At 70.8% G+C, this 13,844-nt stretch carries 13 protein-coding genes; 3 read left to right on the plus strand and 10 right to left on the minus strand.

Features of this window, described 5'->3' with window-relative positions:
* Positions 1–27: 27 nt before the first annotated feature.
* Together ABT061_RS21620 and ABT061_RS21625 are read left to right on the plus strand one after the other, a co-directional pair.
* Positions 28–645 (plus strand): AAA family ATPase, encoded by a 618-nt coding sequence (locus ABT061_RS21620; RefSeq protein WP_350920511.1) that lies wholly within the window; start codon positions 28–30, stop codon positions 643–645.
* A 69-nt stretch (positions 646–714) separates the two neighbouring features.
* On the plus strand, positions 715–1,041 hold the full coding sequence (locus ABT061_RS21625; protein WP_350920514.1) for a cupin domain-containing protein: 327 nt from the start codon (positions 715–717) through the stop codon (positions 1,039–1,041).
* Positions 1,042–1,153: 112 nt separating this feature from the next.
* On the opposite strand, the gene ABT061_RS21630 is transcribed toward ABT061_RS21625, so the two are convergent.
* From ABT061_RS21630 to ABT061_RS21640, 3 genes are all read right to left on the minus strand, one after another.
* On the minus strand, positions 1,154–1,855 hold the full coding sequence (locus ABT061_RS21630; RefSeq protein ID WP_350920517.1) for an SIR2 family NAD-dependent protein deacylase: 702 nt from the start codon (positions 1,853–1,855) through the stop codon (positions 1,154–1,156).
* 132 nt (positions 1,856–1,987) lie between these two features.
* Positions 1,988–2,875, minus strand: coding sequence for a carbohydrate kinase family protein (locus tag ABT061_RS21635; RefSeq protein ID WP_350920520.1), 888 nt, complete (start codon positions 2,873–2,875; stop codon positions 1,988–1,990).
* A 25-nt stretch (positions 2,876–2,900) separates the two neighbouring features.
* Positions 2,901–3,965, minus strand: a complete 1,065-nt coding sequence (locus tag ABT061_RS21640) for a LacI family DNA-binding transcriptional regulator (protein ID WP_350920523.1) — start codon at positions 3,963–3,965, stop codon at positions 2,901–2,903.
* A gap of 294 nt (positions 3,966–4,259) precedes the next feature.
* Between ABT061_RS21640 and ABT061_RS21645 the strand changes: the two genes are divergently transcribed.
* Positions 4,260–5,552 carry an ABC transporter ATP-binding protein gene (locus ABT061_RS21645; RefSeq protein WP_350920526.1) on the plus strand — a complete coding sequence of 431 codons (1,293 nt, stop codon included), beginning with the start codon at positions 4,260–4,262 and terminating at the stop codon, positions 5,550–5,552.
* 73 nt (positions 5,553–5,625) lie between these two features.
* Here the strand turns inward: ABT061_RS21645 and ABT061_RS21650 are convergent, their stop codons facing one another.
* From ABT061_RS21650 to ABT061_RS21680, 7 genes are all read right to left on the minus strand, one after another.
* Positions 5,626–6,357: a hypothetical protein gene (locus ABT061_RS21650; RefSeq protein WP_350920529.1), complete on the minus strand. Its 732-nt coding sequence runs from the start codon at positions 6,355–6,357 to the stop codon at positions 5,626–5,628.
* Between the two features lie 224 nt (positions 6,358–6,581).
* A complete protein-coding gene (locus tag ABT061_RS21655) occupies positions 6,582–7,226 on the minus strand; it encodes an ACT domain-containing protein (RefSeq protein WP_350920532.1) in 645 nt (214 codons plus the stop codon).
* Between the two features lie 95 nt (positions 7,227–7,321).
* Complete coding sequence (locus ABT061_RS21660; protein WP_350920535.1) at positions 7,322–8,590, minus strand: right-handed parallel beta-helix repeat-containing protein; 1,269 nt, start codon at positions 8,588–8,590, stop codon at positions 7,322–7,324.
* A 267-nt stretch (positions 8,591–8,857) separates the two neighbouring features.
* Entirely contained in the window at positions 8,858–9,136 is a 279-nt protein-coding gene (locus ABT061_RS21665) for a hypothetical protein (RefSeq protein WP_350920538.1), read from the minus strand.
* Positions 9,137–9,233: 97 nt separating this feature from the next.
* Positions 9,234–10,283 (minus strand): LacI family DNA-binding transcriptional regulator, encoded by a 1,050-nt coding sequence (locus tag ABT061_RS21670; RefSeq protein WP_350920541.1) that lies wholly within the window; start codon positions 10,281–10,283, stop codon positions 9,234–9,236.
* Positions 10,273–11,883: a glycoside hydrolase family 13 protein gene (locus ABT061_RS21675; RefSeq protein ID WP_350920544.1), complete on the minus strand. Its 1,611-nt coding sequence runs from the start codon at positions 11,881–11,883 to the stop codon at positions 10,273–10,275. The genes ABT061_RS21670 and ABT061_RS21675 overlap by 11 nt, the downstream gene beginning before the upstream one ends.
* 108 nt (positions 11,884–11,991) lie before the next feature.
* Positions 11,992–13,842, minus strand: coding sequence for a glycoside hydrolase family 13 protein (locus ABT061_RS21680; protein ID WP_350920547.1), 1,851 nt, complete (start codon positions 13,840–13,842; stop codon positions 11,992–11,994).
* Between the last annotated feature and the right edge of the window lie 2 nt (positions 13,843–13,844).

The following is a 13,844-nucleotide window of genomic DNA, read 5'->3' on the forward strand; positions in this document are numbered from 1 at the left end:
AATCCCCTTTCCTGCGAGGTGCACCCGATGGCCACCACATCGGCCGGCCAGTCCTCCGTCGAGGAGCTGCACTATCCGGCCGGGACGCTGGTGCTCCTCGCGGGGCTCCCCGGTGCGGGCAAGAGCACCCTGCTCGACCGGCTGTACGGGCTGCGCGGCGACGAGAGGGAACCGGTCCGCGCCGGTGAGGTCCGCGTCATCGACTCCCGTCAGTCCCGCAACTGGTGGGCCCGCTATCTCGGCCCGATCCCCCCGCGAGCCCGCACCCCGATCGTGCACACCACCCATGTGGCGCGGATCGCCCGCGCCCTGCTGCGGGGACACGGCGTCGTCGCGCACACCCGCGGCACCTGGCCGCACATCCTGTACGGCTTCGCCTGGCTGGCGCGCGGGGTCGGCAGCGAGATCCATCTGATCCTGCTCGACGTGGAGCCGAGCGCGGCCCGCGAGGGACAACTCTCGCGCGGCCGGGTCGTCACGGGCACCACCTTCGCCCGGCACTGCCGCCGCTGGCGGGTGCTCATCGAGCGCGCCCGCGGCGGCGTGCTCCCCCCGGCCACGGGCGTCACGATCCTCGACCGTCCCGCCGCGGACCTGCTCCGGGCCATCCGCTTCGACGAACGGCCCCCCACCCGGGACGGATGACTTTACCTCCGCCTGGCGCTGCGCATTCCTCACCCAGGGCAGGCTCAGAACGACCGGGAGGAAACCTCAATGATCGACGTACTGGCTCTCGCCGAGGAACATCTCGCCCTCGCCAGGGAGAGCGCGCACGGCCGTAGCGCCCACACCTACCTCAACGAGGGCACGCTACGCCAGGCGGTCATCGCGCTGATCGCCGGAACCGTCCTCGGTGACCACGACGCCCCGCCGGCCGCGAGCCTGCACGTCCTGTCCGGGCGGGTACGGATCGTCGAGGAGGGGCAGAGCGTCGAAGTCAGCACGGGCCAGGCCACCCCGATCCCGCAGCGACGTCACTCACTTGAGGCCGCCGAGGATTCGGCGGTCATCCTCACCAGCGTCGTCAACATCTCCGTGTGAGGCCTGCCCTGGCACACCCGGCGGATGGCCGTCGTCCTCGTCCGTTCGACCCGGACGGCTCCCGTTCACCGGACACGGCACCCCGCCCGGGGTCGTCCGCCGGCCCCCTCCGTCAGGCGAGAGACGAGCAGAGGCGGGGGACCGCGACGCCGATGGGGTCGCTGATCACCTCGTCGGCCAGGTGGTCGTAGGGGGTCGGCTCGGCGTTGACGATGACCAGCCGGGCGCCCGCTCCGACGGCGATGCCCACCAGGGAGGCGGCGGGCTGCACCTGCAGCGAGGTGCCGACGGCGACGAACACCTCGCACTTCTCGGCCGCCTCGATCGCCCGGGTGAGGGTGGCCGTGTCGAGGGCCTGGCCGAACATCACGGTGGCCGTCTTGAGGATGCCACCGCAGTCGCGGCAGGCGGGGTCGCTCTCGCCCGCGAGGATCCGGTCGACCGCCTCCCGCGTGGTGGAGGTGGCGCCGCAGGCGGTGCACAGGGCGCCGAACATGTTGCCGTGCAGCTCCAGCACCCGCTCGGGCGGCGACCCGGCCCGCTGGTGCAGGCCGTCGACGTTCTGGGTGATGATCCACGTGTCGGGCAGGCCGGCCAGGGCGCGGTGTGCCGCGTTCGGCTCGGCCCGCCAGGCGGGGTTGTCGCGGCGCATCAGCCACGAGCGCCGCCGGATCTCCGGATCGGCCATGTAGTGGCCGTAGGTGACGAGCTTCTCGTGATCGGGATCCTTACGCCACACGCCGTTCGGCCCTCGGTAGTCGGGAATCCCGGACTCGGTGGAGATCCCCGCGCCCGTCAGCACCGTCAGCGTCATGGGTCGATCGTAGAGCCTTCCCTGTCCGCGGAGCGGTGTGCCGGCGAGCCGGACGTCTGCCGCGACGGGGAGGCCGGCCGCCGGGATCCGCGCGGCGACCAGGCCCGCGTGGAGCTTTCGATTGGAGAAGGGTCACCCGGCACGATCGAGCAGGTCCGGCTCTCCGATGGGGTTCTCGTGGGTGCCCTCCGACGTGCAGGCGTGGGCCCCGGCGATGGCCCCGAGGGGGATGGAGTCGTCGAGGGAGCGCCCGGAGAGCAGGCCGTACAGTACGCCGGAGACGAACGCGTCCCCGGCGCCGTTGCTGTCGGCCACCGGCCCCGGCAGCGGTGCCGCGGGGAAGCCTCGCAGGCCGTTCTCGTCGAGGACGTGGCAGCCCTCCGCGCCCTCGGTGCAGACCACGGCCCTGGCCCGGCCGCGCGCCAGGATGTCGCGCATGACCTCGTCGCGGCGCGGGCCGAGGGCGGTGGCCGACAGGAAGACCAGGTCGGAGGAGTAGGCGAAGTCTCTGTGGTGGTCGTTCTCGCCGTCCCAGTCGTGCAGGTCGGTGGAGACGGACCCGGAGCCCAGGTCGGGGTAGACGTGCCGGGAGAAGTCGGTGATCGACACGTGGACGTGCCGGGCCGCGCGGACCGCGTCCAGGTAGAGCTCCCTGGGCAGCCGCTCGCCCGCCGCGGCGCGCGGGTCGAACAGCGAGGTGCGCCGCCCGTCGGGGCCGACGAGCAGGATGCTGCGCCGGGTCCCCTGCGGGGCGAGCGCCCAGCCGGCCTCCACACCCCTGGCCTCGAAATGGGCCCGGATGAAGCGGCCCTGCGGATCGTCGCCGATCAGGTCGACCAGCCTGACCCTCAACCCGAGCGCGTGGCAGCCGAGGGCGACCCCGCTGCCGGTGTTGCCGATCCGGTCCACCACCGGAGGGACCGCGTAGGTGTCGGCGTACGGCAGGGGCAGCGAGGGCACGTAGGCGGTGGTGTCGACCCCGGTGCCGCCGATGACGACGACGTCGTGACCGCTGTTCATCTCGGACCTTTCACGGCGAGCGTGCCTAGCGGTTGACCAGCGGGCCTGAACCGGTCGAGCGGCGCACGACGAGCTCGGGCTGGAACATCAGCTCGACGTGCTTGGCGCGGACCCCGTTGATCTCCTCCAGGAGGGTGGCCACCGCCGCCGAGGCCATGGCGCCGATGGGCTTGCGCACGGTGGTCAGCGGCGGGTCGGTGAACGCGATCAGCGGCGAGTCGTCGAACCCCACCACCGACACCTCCCCCGGCACCGAGAGCCCCCGGTCACGGCAGGCCCGGATCGCCCCCAGCGCCATCAGGTCCGACGCGCACACGATCCCCGTACAGCCGCGCGCCAGCAGCTGCGCCGCCGCCGCCTGCCCGCCCTCCACCGAGAACAGCGAATGCGAGATCAGCTCATCGACCTCCGTCGCCCCCAGCAACTGCGCCATCGCCCGCCGGTACCCCTCGATCTTCCTGATCACCGGCACGAACCGGCGTGGCCCCACGGCCAGGCCGATCCGCTCGTGTCCCAGGTCGACCAGGTGCTGAACGGCCAGCCGCGCCGCGGCCCGGTCGTCGGGGGAGATGAAGGGGGCATCGATCCGCTCGCTGTAGCCGTCCAGCAGGACGATCGGCAGTCCACGCTCGGTCAACCGGGTATAACGATCCATTTTGGCCGTGGTGTCGGCGTGCAGCCCGGAGACGAAGACGATGCCGCTGACCCCGCGGTCCATCAGCAGCTCGGTGAACTCGTCCTCGGGAGCGCCGCCGGGCAGCTGGGTGCAGAGCACCGGGGTGTAGCCGTGCTGGGTCAGCGCCTTCTCGATCGCCTGGGCGAACGCCGGGAAGATCGGGTTGTCCAGTTCCGGGGTGACCAGGCCGATCAGCCCGTTGCTGCGCTGGCGCAACCGCTGCGGGCGCTCGTACCCCATCAGGTCGAGCGCGGTCAGCACCGCCTGCCTGGTCGCCTGTGACACGCTGGGCTTGCCGTTGAGCACCCGGCTGACCGTGGCCTCGCTGACCCCGGCCTGCGCGGCGATGTCGGCCAGCCGAATCGCCGTCCCGTCGGAGCGGGAGCGTGAGGTCTGCGCGAGTTCACCGTCCATCAATGAGCCACCCCACCATGCGGCCGAATCAGGCGCAAGCCGATCGGCATCCGACACCCGCTGTGAAATTCGTTTCTGCAACTTTTCGCAAACTGTAACATCCCAACCCCCGCAGTGGCATTTCGGTAAAGCTCTCCGGTCACGACTGACCGTCACATCAGGGAACGTAGAAGTAACCATCAGATGAGCAATTTCTAACGACATCTATGGACACACGGGCAAGTGTCGCGATGTACTACCTCATCAATCACACGGCTGGATCCGGGCGGGGGCGCCCGGGAGGAACGAGCGAGCATGAGTACCGTCGTCCTCGACAATGTGAGCAAGGTATACCCGGGCGGATACCTTGCGGTCGACCGCATGAGCCTGCGCGCGGAAAACGGGGAGCTGCTCGTTCTGCTAGGCCCCTCCGGTTGCGGCAAGTCCACGTTGCTGCGGATGATCGCGGGCTTGGAGGAGGTCACCGAAGGGGACCTGTGGCTGGGCGGTACGCTCGCCAACGACCTCGCCCCCCGCGACCGTGACGTGGCGATGGTCTTCCAGAACGGCGCGCTCTACCCGCACCGGACCGTGCGCGGCAACATCGCCTTCCCGCTGGAGATCGCCAAGGCCGACCCCGTGATGGTCAGGGAACGCGTGACGGAGTTGTCCAAGGCGCTGCACATCGACGAGACCCTGGAGCGGCGCCCTGGAACGCTCTCCGGCGGCCAGCGCCAGCGCGTCGCGATGGGCCGCGCGATCGTCCGCCAGCCCTCGCTCTTCCTGATGGACGAGCCGCTCTCCAACCTGGACGCGGGCATGCGCACCGAGCTCCGGATGGAGATCTCGTCGCTGGTCCGTTCCCTCGGGGTGACCACCATCTACGTGACGCACGACCAGGTCGAGGCGCTGACCCTGGCCGACCGGATCGCCATCATGAACCGCGGCGTCCTGCAGGACGTCGGCACCCCCGGCCAGGTGTACAACGACCCCGCGACCGCCTTCACCGCGGCCTTCCTCAGTTCCCAGCAGCTCAACCTGCTCGCGGCCACCGTCCGCACCCCGCAGAACCAGTTCATCCTGCTGGACTTCGGCCCGCACCAGATCATGATCCCCTGGACCGACCCCAGGGCGTACGTCATCTCCCAGCACGTCGGCCACCAGATCATCGTCGGCCTGCGCCCTGACTGCCTGGCCCCGGTTCCCGACACCTTCGAGGGTCCGACCTTCCTCGGCCGCGTCCGCGCCCTGGAGTACCACGGCCACGAATGGCTCGCCTACGTCGAGAGTGGCCTGACCTCCGTGGCCGTGCCCGAGCCGCCGGACCCCCGCCGCGGGACGAACGGCCTGGGCGCCTCCCCCCTCGCCGGCAGCCGTGTCCGGTCGGTCCTGCGCCGCCTGATCCCCGGCAACCTCTTCGACGGGGACGCCGAGCCGCAGCAGGAGCAGGAGCAGGTCAGCGGCCACCACCGCCGCGCCGACCTCATCGTCCGCCTCGGCTCCCGCCCGGTCTGGCGGGCCGGCGAGTCCGCCAGGGTGGGGGTCGACGTCACCCGCCTGATGCTCTTCACCATGGACGGCGCCCGCATCGACCCTCCGCAGCGCTGATCCGGAGCGCCGCCGGAAGGGCGATCGTGGGCCCGGCAACGCTGTGGCGGCCGCTGAGGATCCTCAGCGGCCGTCAGACCGGCCGGATCGTCTGAGCGATCCGGTCGAACAGCTCCTGTTTGCCGTCGGCGTCGGTGCTGAGCGTGACGATGCAGGTCTTGTTCTCGGTCGGCACGTAGTACTGGGCGCCCTTGACGTCGACACCGTTGGTCGGGAAGGTGTAGACGATCCGTGCCGCCTCCCTGGAGCCGATCGTCACCTTCCCCGCCGCGACGACCTTGGCCTTGAGCTGCTCCAACTGGGATCTGGTCTCCTTGATCAGCTGTTCCGTCGAGATCTGCCGCCCGGCCTGGCAGAAGCCGTTGAGGTTGGTCGGGAACCCGTTCGGGGAGGTCTTGGCCGACTCGGGGTCCGCCGCCCAGATTCCCTTGTTGTCGACCAGGGTCTGCAGGCTCTTCTTGGCCTGCTCCAGAGTGGGGCCGGACAGCCCGCTGCTCTTCAGCCCCTTGTTGAGATCATCCTTGGTCAGGTCGATCGCGACCCACTCCTTCGGGACCGCGGCGCTGACGCCGTTGGCGGGACCGCCGATCGGTTTGAAACCGTTGGGGACGGGTGCCGCACCGGTGCTCCGTCCGGGAGTGGGGCTCGCAGAGCCGGGGCTCGTGGCGGGTCCGGTGCTGGAGTTTCGCATGAGGTCGGCGGGAACCCCTACCCCGGCGGTCCAGTCCCCGCTCCCGCAGGCCGTGCTCGTTCCCAGGCAGAGCCCCAGCAGGCTCATGGCCACGGTGTGGTGGCGGTTAGGCATCAGGCTGCCCCCCTCGCGGACCCGCGAGGGCCCGGTACCGATATGACCTGCGCTGTCTATCGGGGGGAGAGCTGACGCGGACGTGCGCGGTGGTTACCCGCCTGCCAGGCCGTGGCCGGACGGCCCCGACGGAGCCGGTCGCGACGGGCGGCAAGGCACGGTCGCGGGAAGTGGCAGCACACCACTTCTCGCTTTCTACCCAATAGCCGACATATCGGAAACACTCAGGCCCGGGAGGCACGCCCCATGATGGAGACGATCTCCAGGACGCGGATGGCACGGTCCAGCTCGACACGGTGGAAGGGCGGGCCGTCGGTGCGGGCGAGGACCAGGTGCAGGCTCATCTCCGGCACCGGAATGCTCATCAGCTGGTGATCGCCCGCACCGAGGACGGCCGGCCGCAGCGGGGCGAGGTCCGTCCTCTTGACACCGGCCAGACCGCCCGTCCCGTCGAGGCCGGCCGGCGCCTGCCAGCTGCGGTGGACGAACTCTCCGCTCTCCGAGGACATGGTCACCGCCCACTCGGCGCTCACCAGGTCCGGCATGGCGTCCACGAGGGTGGCCAGCGCCCTGCCCGGATCGGCGGCGACGTACTTGAGCAGGTCGTAGTCCGGTGCCGCGCCGGGGATCTCACGGGTGGGCCAGACGCCCTCCACTCTCATCCCGGGGACGCCGGAGAGGCGGTCCCTGACCGTCTCGGCGTCCACGCTGCCGGGCCAGGAGACCGTGAAGTCGTCCACCGCCCGGCCGACCTCACGTTCCAGGACCGTCACCTGGAGGATGTCCGCGCCCAGCGTGCCGAGCACCCGGGCCGCCTGGCCCAGAGCACCCGGCCTGTCGGGGAAGGAAACACGGAGCCGCAACATCATCACCGATCACCTCGCTCTGCGCACCAGACTGTCCTAGCCAGGTTTCACGAAGGTTCCGGAGAGATGTCCAGACTAAGACCTAAAACAGGTAAAAATCAGGATTGATATGCTCCGGCGGCGGGGGCTACGGGCAGTGCGGCGCCGGAAAGGTCCCGGGCCAGGCTCGCGCCCCCGTACCAGGCGGGGTCGAGCTTGACACCACGGCCGAGTGCCGGGGAGCCGGGGCTCAGGCGCAGGTCCTTCCGGCTTCTGAAACGGGGATCGGCCACGATCGACCTGGGGCCGAGCTTGAACTTGAGGGAACGGCCCTTGTAGACACCGGCGTCCTCATCGGCTCCCTTACCGTCCTCGAAGCCCACCTGCCCGCCGACCACGATGATGTTGTTGCGCAGCTTCAGGATGTTCGGCGAGCAACCGTCGTGGCAGGCCCAGCCGAGGGTGCTGCGGGCGGGCAGGTAGACCGAGTTGTGCACCGCGATGGTGCCCTTCACCGGCCCGACCGCGTGGCGGGCGCCGCGCGTGATGAGGAAGGAGGTGCTCTTGCGCGAGGCGGTCACCACGTTGTGGGCGAAGATGTTGCCCTCGGCGGTCTTGCCCTTCTGCGCGCCCAGCTCGACGAAGGTCTTGTTCTCCCTGGCCACGTTGTGGGTGATCCGGTTGCGGTCGCCGTTGAACACCTCGACCGCGGCACCGTCGGTGCCGTAGTCCTTGCTGCTCGCGTAGCTGCCGGTGATCAGGTTCCCGGTGACGAGGTTGTCGTCACCGTTGAGCAGCACGCCGAAGGCTCCGGAGTCGTTGTCACCGCCCTCGTCGTTGACGCTCATGCGGTTGTTGTCACTCAGGACGCTGTTCCTGACCACGTTGTACGCACCGAAGAACTGAACCCCGGTGACGTTACGGTCGGCGATGATCCGGTCGAGCTCGTTGCGGCTGCCGCCGACCTCGAAGCCGGCCCACCGGCAGTTGCTGGCCCGCACCCCCACCACCCGCACGTAGGAGCCCGAGATCACCACGCAGTCCTCACCCCTGCCGCTGATCTTCGGGGCCGCACCCTTGCCGTACGGCTCGACCAGGATGGGGGCGGCGGCGGTGCCCCGGCCGGACAACCTCAGTGCCCCCGGCCAGCCGCTGCCGCGCTTGAGACGCACGATGTCGCCGGGACGCAGGGTGGCGGCGTTGACGTTGTCCAGGCTGCGCCAGGGCGCCGCGGCCGAGGTGCCCGCCGCGGCGTCGTCCCCCGCCTTGGAATCGACGTAGTACACGGTGCCCGCCGCCGCCACGGTGGCCTCGGGTAGTGCGACGAGCATGCCTCCCGCCAGGAAAGCCCCTGCCACCGGAGTGGCCCACCGTCTCGTCGATTTCATTCTGGTACGCTCCATCGCCGTCACCACAGGTGTGTCAGGCGCAGATCTTCGCACACCCGGGGTTTGGTCAGCGATCCGCAAGGACGGACCCACAGCCAGCCGTTACCTCCGCTTCACCCGCGGGCCCCGTGGCGGCTCCAGCCGCCGACGGGAGCCGCCACCGTGCGCGGCCGGGCGGACGACGAGGACGGCTGCCGCCGCCCCCCGGAGGCCTTCCGGTGATCGGGCAGCGCCCCGGCGCGTCACCGACCCGCCGGGGCGACACCCCTAGCCCGCGTCCGGCCCGGGAAGGGGCCTGTCCGGGTGCTCGACCGCGATGCGGGCGTAGCGCTGGAAGGCCCCGGCGAGCTCGGCGGCCGTCTCGGGGGCGTACCCGTAGTGGTTGTAGACCACGGCGGCGAGCATGGAACCGTCCCGCTGCTCCTCGACGATCAGCTCGGGAGCGCTGAGGTCGAGTTCGCCCGGGTTCGCCGCCCAGTCGAGCCCCTCCTGTTCGCGATCGAACGAGAGTGAGAGCCCGGACCGTGGGCGGTCCGGATGGTGCACATGCTGGGAAGAGGGACCGGTGGTGATGCCGGTCCCTTTGAGGAGAAGGGAAGGGATGGGTTCGGGCGACGGGAGAGGGGTCAGGGGAGGAAAGCCGTCACCGGAGCACCTTGGGGCCGGATCCCGTCGATCCCCTGACGATGAACTCAGGCTGGAAGATCAGTTCGGAGTGCTGTCCCGGTGTGCCGGCGATGGCCTCCAGCAAAGTGTGGACGGCGGCGGTCACCATCGACTGGACCGGCTGGCGCACGGTGGTCAGCGGTGGGTCGGTGAACGCGATCAGCGGCGAGTCGTCGAACCCCACCACCGACACCTCCCCCGGCACCGAGAGCCCCCGATCCCGGCAGGCCCGGATCGCCCCCAGCGCCATCAGGTCCGACGCGCACACGATCCCCGTACAGCCACGCGCCAGCAGCTGCGCCGCCGCCGCCTGCCCGCCCTCCACCGAGAACAGCGAATGCGAGATCAGCCCGTCCACCTCGGTCATGCCCAGCAGCTGCGCCATCGCCTGCCGGTAGCCCTCGATCTTGCGGATCACCGGCACGAACCGGCCCGGCCCGACGGCCAGGCCGATCCGCTCGTGTCCCAGATCCACCAGATGCTGTACGGCCAGCCGCGCCGCGGCCCGGTCGTCGGGGGAGATGAACGGCGCCGGGACGTCACCGGCGTGCCCGTTGAGCAGGACGATGGGCACGCCCTGCCCGATGAGCTGGATGTAGCGGTCGGAACGGGCGGTGGTGTCGGCGTGCAGCCCGGAGACGAAGACGATGCCGCTGACCCCGCGTTCCACGAGCAGCTCGGTGAACTCGTCCTCCACCGCCCCGCCGGGGATCTGGGTGCACAGCAGCGGGGTGTAGCCGTGCTGGGTCAGCGCCTTCTCGATCGCCTGGGCGAACGCCGGGAAGATCGGGTTGTCCAGCTCAGGGGTGACCAGGCCGATCAGCCCGTTACTGCGCTGGCGCAGCCGCTGCGGACGCTCGTAGCCCATCAGGTCCAGCGCCGTCAGCACCGCCTGCCTGGTCCCCTGCGACACCCCCGGCTTGCCGTTGAGCACCCGGCTGACCGTGGCCTCACTCACCCCCGCCTGCGCGGCGATGTCCACCAGCCGTGGTGAGGTGCCACCGGCGAGGCTGCCGCTAATCGTCATCGCGCTCCCACCACACTGCGGAGTCGGGCGCCAGCCGTGCCGTGTCTCCCACGAGTGCGGGCTGGTCGCTGGCCAGCAGCACCCTGCCCGGGGCCGGCAGGTCCACCGGCTCGCCGGTCAGGTTGACCGTGCACACGAACCTGTCGCGGCCGAACGACAGCGTACCCTCGGGCGACTCGAGCCAGATCAGCGAACCGTCGCCGAGCTCCTCGCGCTCCCGTCTGAGGGCCAAAGCCTCCCGGTAGAGCCGGAGTGTGGAGTCCGGGTCGCCGAGCTGGGTCTCGACGCTGAGCCCGCTCCACGAGGCGGGAATGGGCAGCCAGCTGTCCTCGCTGCCGGGGAGGCCGAATCCGAAGTCGGGCCCGGAGGCGGCCCACGGGAGCGGCACCCGGCAGCCGTCGCGGCCGTCCTCGGGGTTGCGCAGCCGCTGCGGGTCCCGCAGGAACTCCTCCGGCAGGTCGAGCACCTCGGGAAGGCCGAGTTCCTCTCCCTGGTAGACGTAGACGGAGCCGGGCAGGGCCAGCATCAGCAGCGCGGCCGCCCTGGCCCGGCGCAGGCCGAGCTCGCCTCCGCCGTAGCGGGTGACGTGCCGCCTGACGTCGTGGTTGGACAGCACCCACGTCGTCGGCGCGCCCACCAGGCCGGCGGTCAGCACCGACTCCTCGATCACCGCACGGAACCGCTCCGCGTCCCAGGGGGTGGTCAGGAAGTGGAAGTTGAACGCCTGGTGGAGTTCGTCGGGGCGGACGTAGTTGGCCAGACGCTCGGGCGTGGGCGCCCAGGCCTCCGCCACCCCGATGCGCTCGCCCGGGTAGGAGTCGAGGAGCCTGCGCCAGGCGCGGTGGATCTCGTGTACGCCGTCCTGGTCGAAGAACGGGACGACCTCGGAGCCGATCATCTTGACCTGGTCGGGGTGGCCGACGTCGGGCAGCCCCGCGGCCTTGACCATGCCGTGCGCCACGTCGATCCGGAAGCCGTCCACGCCCAGGTCGAGCCAGAACTTCAGGACCGACGCGAACTCGGCGTGGACCTCCGGGTTCTCCCAGTTCAGGTCGGGCTGCTCAGGCGCGAACAGGCGCAGGTACCACTGCCCGTCGGGAATCCGACTCCACGCCGGGCCGCCGAAGACCGACTCCCAGTCGTTGGGCGGCAGCTCGCCGTCCGGGCCCTTGCCCTCGCGGAAGACGTAGCGCTCACGCTCGGGGCTGCCGGGCCCGGCGGCCAGGGCCTGCTGGAACCAGACGTGCCGGTCGGAGGTGTGGTTGGGCACCACGTCCACGATCATCCGCAGTCCCCGGGCGTGCGCGTCGTCCAGCAGCGCCCTGGCGTCCGCCAGCGTCCCGAAGATCGGATCGACGTCCCGGTAGTCGGCCACGTCGTAGCCGAAATCCGCCATGGGAGAGGTGTAGAACGGCGTCAGCCACAGGGCGTCCACCCCCAGCTCCGCCAGGTAGTCAAGTTTGCCGCGGATTCCCACCAGGTCGCCGATCCCGTCGCCGTTGCCGTCGGCGAAGCTGCGGACGTAGACCTGGTAGATCACCGCGTCCCGCCACCAGGTGGTGGCGGTCCCGCTGTGTCGATCGCGGATCAGATCGGTCATGAAATATCCCCCGATTCTCGACATTCGATGGTGCTTGGGAGGTCCGCTGGGTCGCGCGGGGCGCGGCCCGACGGATAACTCTGAGGCCATCCCGGACAGGGTCCCGCCTTACATGTGCGGGGCGCGTCCCAGCCTCCAGATCCGCAGGCTCGGGCCGTCGCCGGGCAGCGTCACCTCGCCCGCCGCATCCGCCGCGAGGTCGTCCGCGCCGTGGACGCCGGTCACGGACGCGCCCAGCGGTAGCGTGACCGGGTCTCCGGCCGCCCGCCGCGCCGACACCAGCAACGACTCCGACGCGGTCTCACGCAGGAACACCAGGCTGTCGGCGTCGGCGTGCAGCCAGCGCAGGCCGCCGTGGCGCAGCGCGGGCTCGCTACGCCGGAGCCCGAACAGGGCCTGGTAGGCCTCCAGCGTCGTCTCGTCCCGGTCGTCCGGCCGGTTCCACGGCATCGGAGTGCGCGCGTTCTCGCCGTTCCAGCCGGTGAGGCCGTACTCGCTCCCGGCGTAGATCATGGGAACGCCCGGCAGCGTGGCCTGCAGTCCGGCTGCGACCAGATGTCCCTCGCGGGAGCCGGTGACGGTGCGGATGCGGGCCGTGTCGTGGGAGTCGAGCAGCTGCCAGGAGTGGGTGAGCGAGCGCCACGACATGCGAGCGCCGCACACGCGGACGGTGTCCAGCGTGCCAGGGCCGTCCTGCTCCGGGACGCCGCCCGGCACGCCGAGGAAGTCGGGCAGGTCGAGCTCGGCGCCGCGCAGCCAGCGCCAGACCGGACGGGTGAATCCCAGGTAGTTCATGGTGCCGTGCCAGCCGTCGCGGTCCAGGTCGCCCGCGGCGTCGTGAGCGTGCTCGGCGACGAGGGTCGCCTCGGGCAGCGCGGCGGCGACCTCACGCCGCAGCAGCGCCGCCACCTCGTGGGTGTACTCGTCGGCGCCGCGACGGCCGGTCATGTTGGCCACGTCGACCCGCCAGCCATCCAGAGTGCCCAGCCAGTGGCGGAGCGTGGCGATCATGCGCTCGTGCACCAGCGGGCTGCCCCAGTTGAGCTTGGGCAGGCTCTTGACCCCGCACCACGACTCGTAGTCGCCGGTCTCGGGATCGAAGTAGAACATCTCCCGTTCCGGCGCGGCCACGTCGGAGCTCGCGGCGGCGAACCACTCGTGCGCGTCACCGCAGTGGTTGGTGGTGATGTCGCCGACGAGCCGCATGCCCCGGGCATGCAGCGCGTCCGACAGCCGCCGCAGCGCCTCGTCCCCCCCGAGCAGCGGATCCACGGCGTCGAAGGTGGAGGCGTCGTAACGGTGGTTGGAGCGCGCGGGGAAGACCGGGGTCAGGTAGACGGTGTCGGCCCCGAGCGACTGGATGTGGTCCAAGTGCTCGGTGATGCCGTCCAGGTCGCCGCCGAAGAACTGCTCCGCGGTGCCGGGGCCGCGTCCGATCACCTCGTCCCGGTCCCACTCCCGAGGCAGCGCCCACTCCGGCAGGCCCGCCGGGTCCAGCGGGCCCGCCTGCGCGGAGCGGGCGAAGCGGTCGGGGAAGATCTGGTAGATGATCGACTCGCCGGTCCAGTCCGGCGGCGCGGCGTGCGTCACCAGGCGGAAGTCGGTGGCGTCGGGCAGGTCGTGCCCGACCACGCCCGCAGCGGTCAGCCAGACCGGCTTCCCGGTGTCGCGGCGCAGGTAGAAGCGGTACGGCGTGACCGGGTTATGCGCGGTCACCTCCGCCTTCCACCACACGTCGGCGGGGCCGTACCCGCCGATCGCCCGACCGGTGCGGTCCGGGTCGATCTGGGCGGCGGTGAAGTGCGGCTCGCCGTCGTACGTGGTGCGGACGTGCACCGCGGTGACCTCCATGGCGCGCGGGATCCGCGCCCAGACCGTGACCCGCTCGCCGAGCGCGGGCGTCAGGGTGGAGACGTAGAGGGCTGAACCGTCGTGGTGTGGCTCGTCGATGAGACGCATTC

The organism is Streptosporangium sp. NPDC002544 (genome assembly GCF_040295965.1).
Taxonomy (GTDB): domain Bacteria; phylum Actinomycetota; class Actinomycetes; order Streptosporangiales; family Streptosporangiaceae; genus Streptosporangium.

Bases quoted from the DNA above. Each gene is read 5' to 3' on its own strand.
- ABT061_RS21645 (WP_350920526.1), top strand. From the start codon at position 4,260: ATGAGTACCGTCGTCCTCGACAATGTGAGCAAGGTATACCCGGGCGGA.
- ABT061_RS21650 (WP_350920529.1), bottom strand. From the start codon at position 6,357: ATGCCTAACCGCCACCACACCGTGGCCATGAGCCTGCTGGGGCTCTGC.
- ABT061_RS21655 (WP_350920532.1), bottom strand. From the start codon at position 7,226: ATGATGTTGCGGCTCCGTGTTTCCTTCCCCGACAGGCCGGGTGCTCTG.
- ABT061_RS21620 (WP_350920511.1), top strand. From the start codon at position 28: ATGGCCACCACATCGGCCGGCCAGTCCTCCGTCGAGGAGCTGCACTAT.
- ABT061_RS21625 (WP_350920514.1), top strand. From the start codon at position 715: ATGATCGACGTACTGGCTCTCGCCGAGGAACATCTCGCCCTCGCCAGG.
- ABT061_RS21640 (WP_350920523.1), bottom strand. From the start codon at position 3,965: ATGGACGGTGAACTCGCGCAGACCTCACGCTCCCGCTCCGACGGGACG.
- ABT061_RS21635 (WP_350920520.1), bottom strand. From the start codon at position 2,875: ATGAACAGCGGTCACGACGTCGTCGTCATCGGCGGCACCGGGGTCGAC.
- ABT061_RS21675 (WP_350920544.1), bottom strand. From the start codon at position 11,883: ATGACCGATCTGATCCGCGATCGACACAGCGGGACCGCCACCACCTGG.
- ABT061_RS21630 (WP_350920517.1), bottom strand. From the start codon at position 1,855: ATGACGCTGACGGTGCTGACGGGCGCGGGGATCTCCACCGAGTCCGGG.
- ABT061_RS21660 (WP_350920535.1), bottom strand. From the start codon at position 8,590: ATGAAATCGACGAGACGGTGGGCCACTCCGGTGGCAGGGGCTTTCCTG.
- ABT061_RS21670 (WP_350920541.1), bottom strand. From the start codon at position 10,283: ATGACGATTAGCGGCAGCCTCGCCGGTGGCACCTCACCACGGCTGGTG.
- ABT061_RS21680 (WP_350920547.1), bottom strand. From the start codon at position 13,842: ATGCGTCTCATCGACGAGCCACACCACGACGGTTCAGCCCTCTACGTC.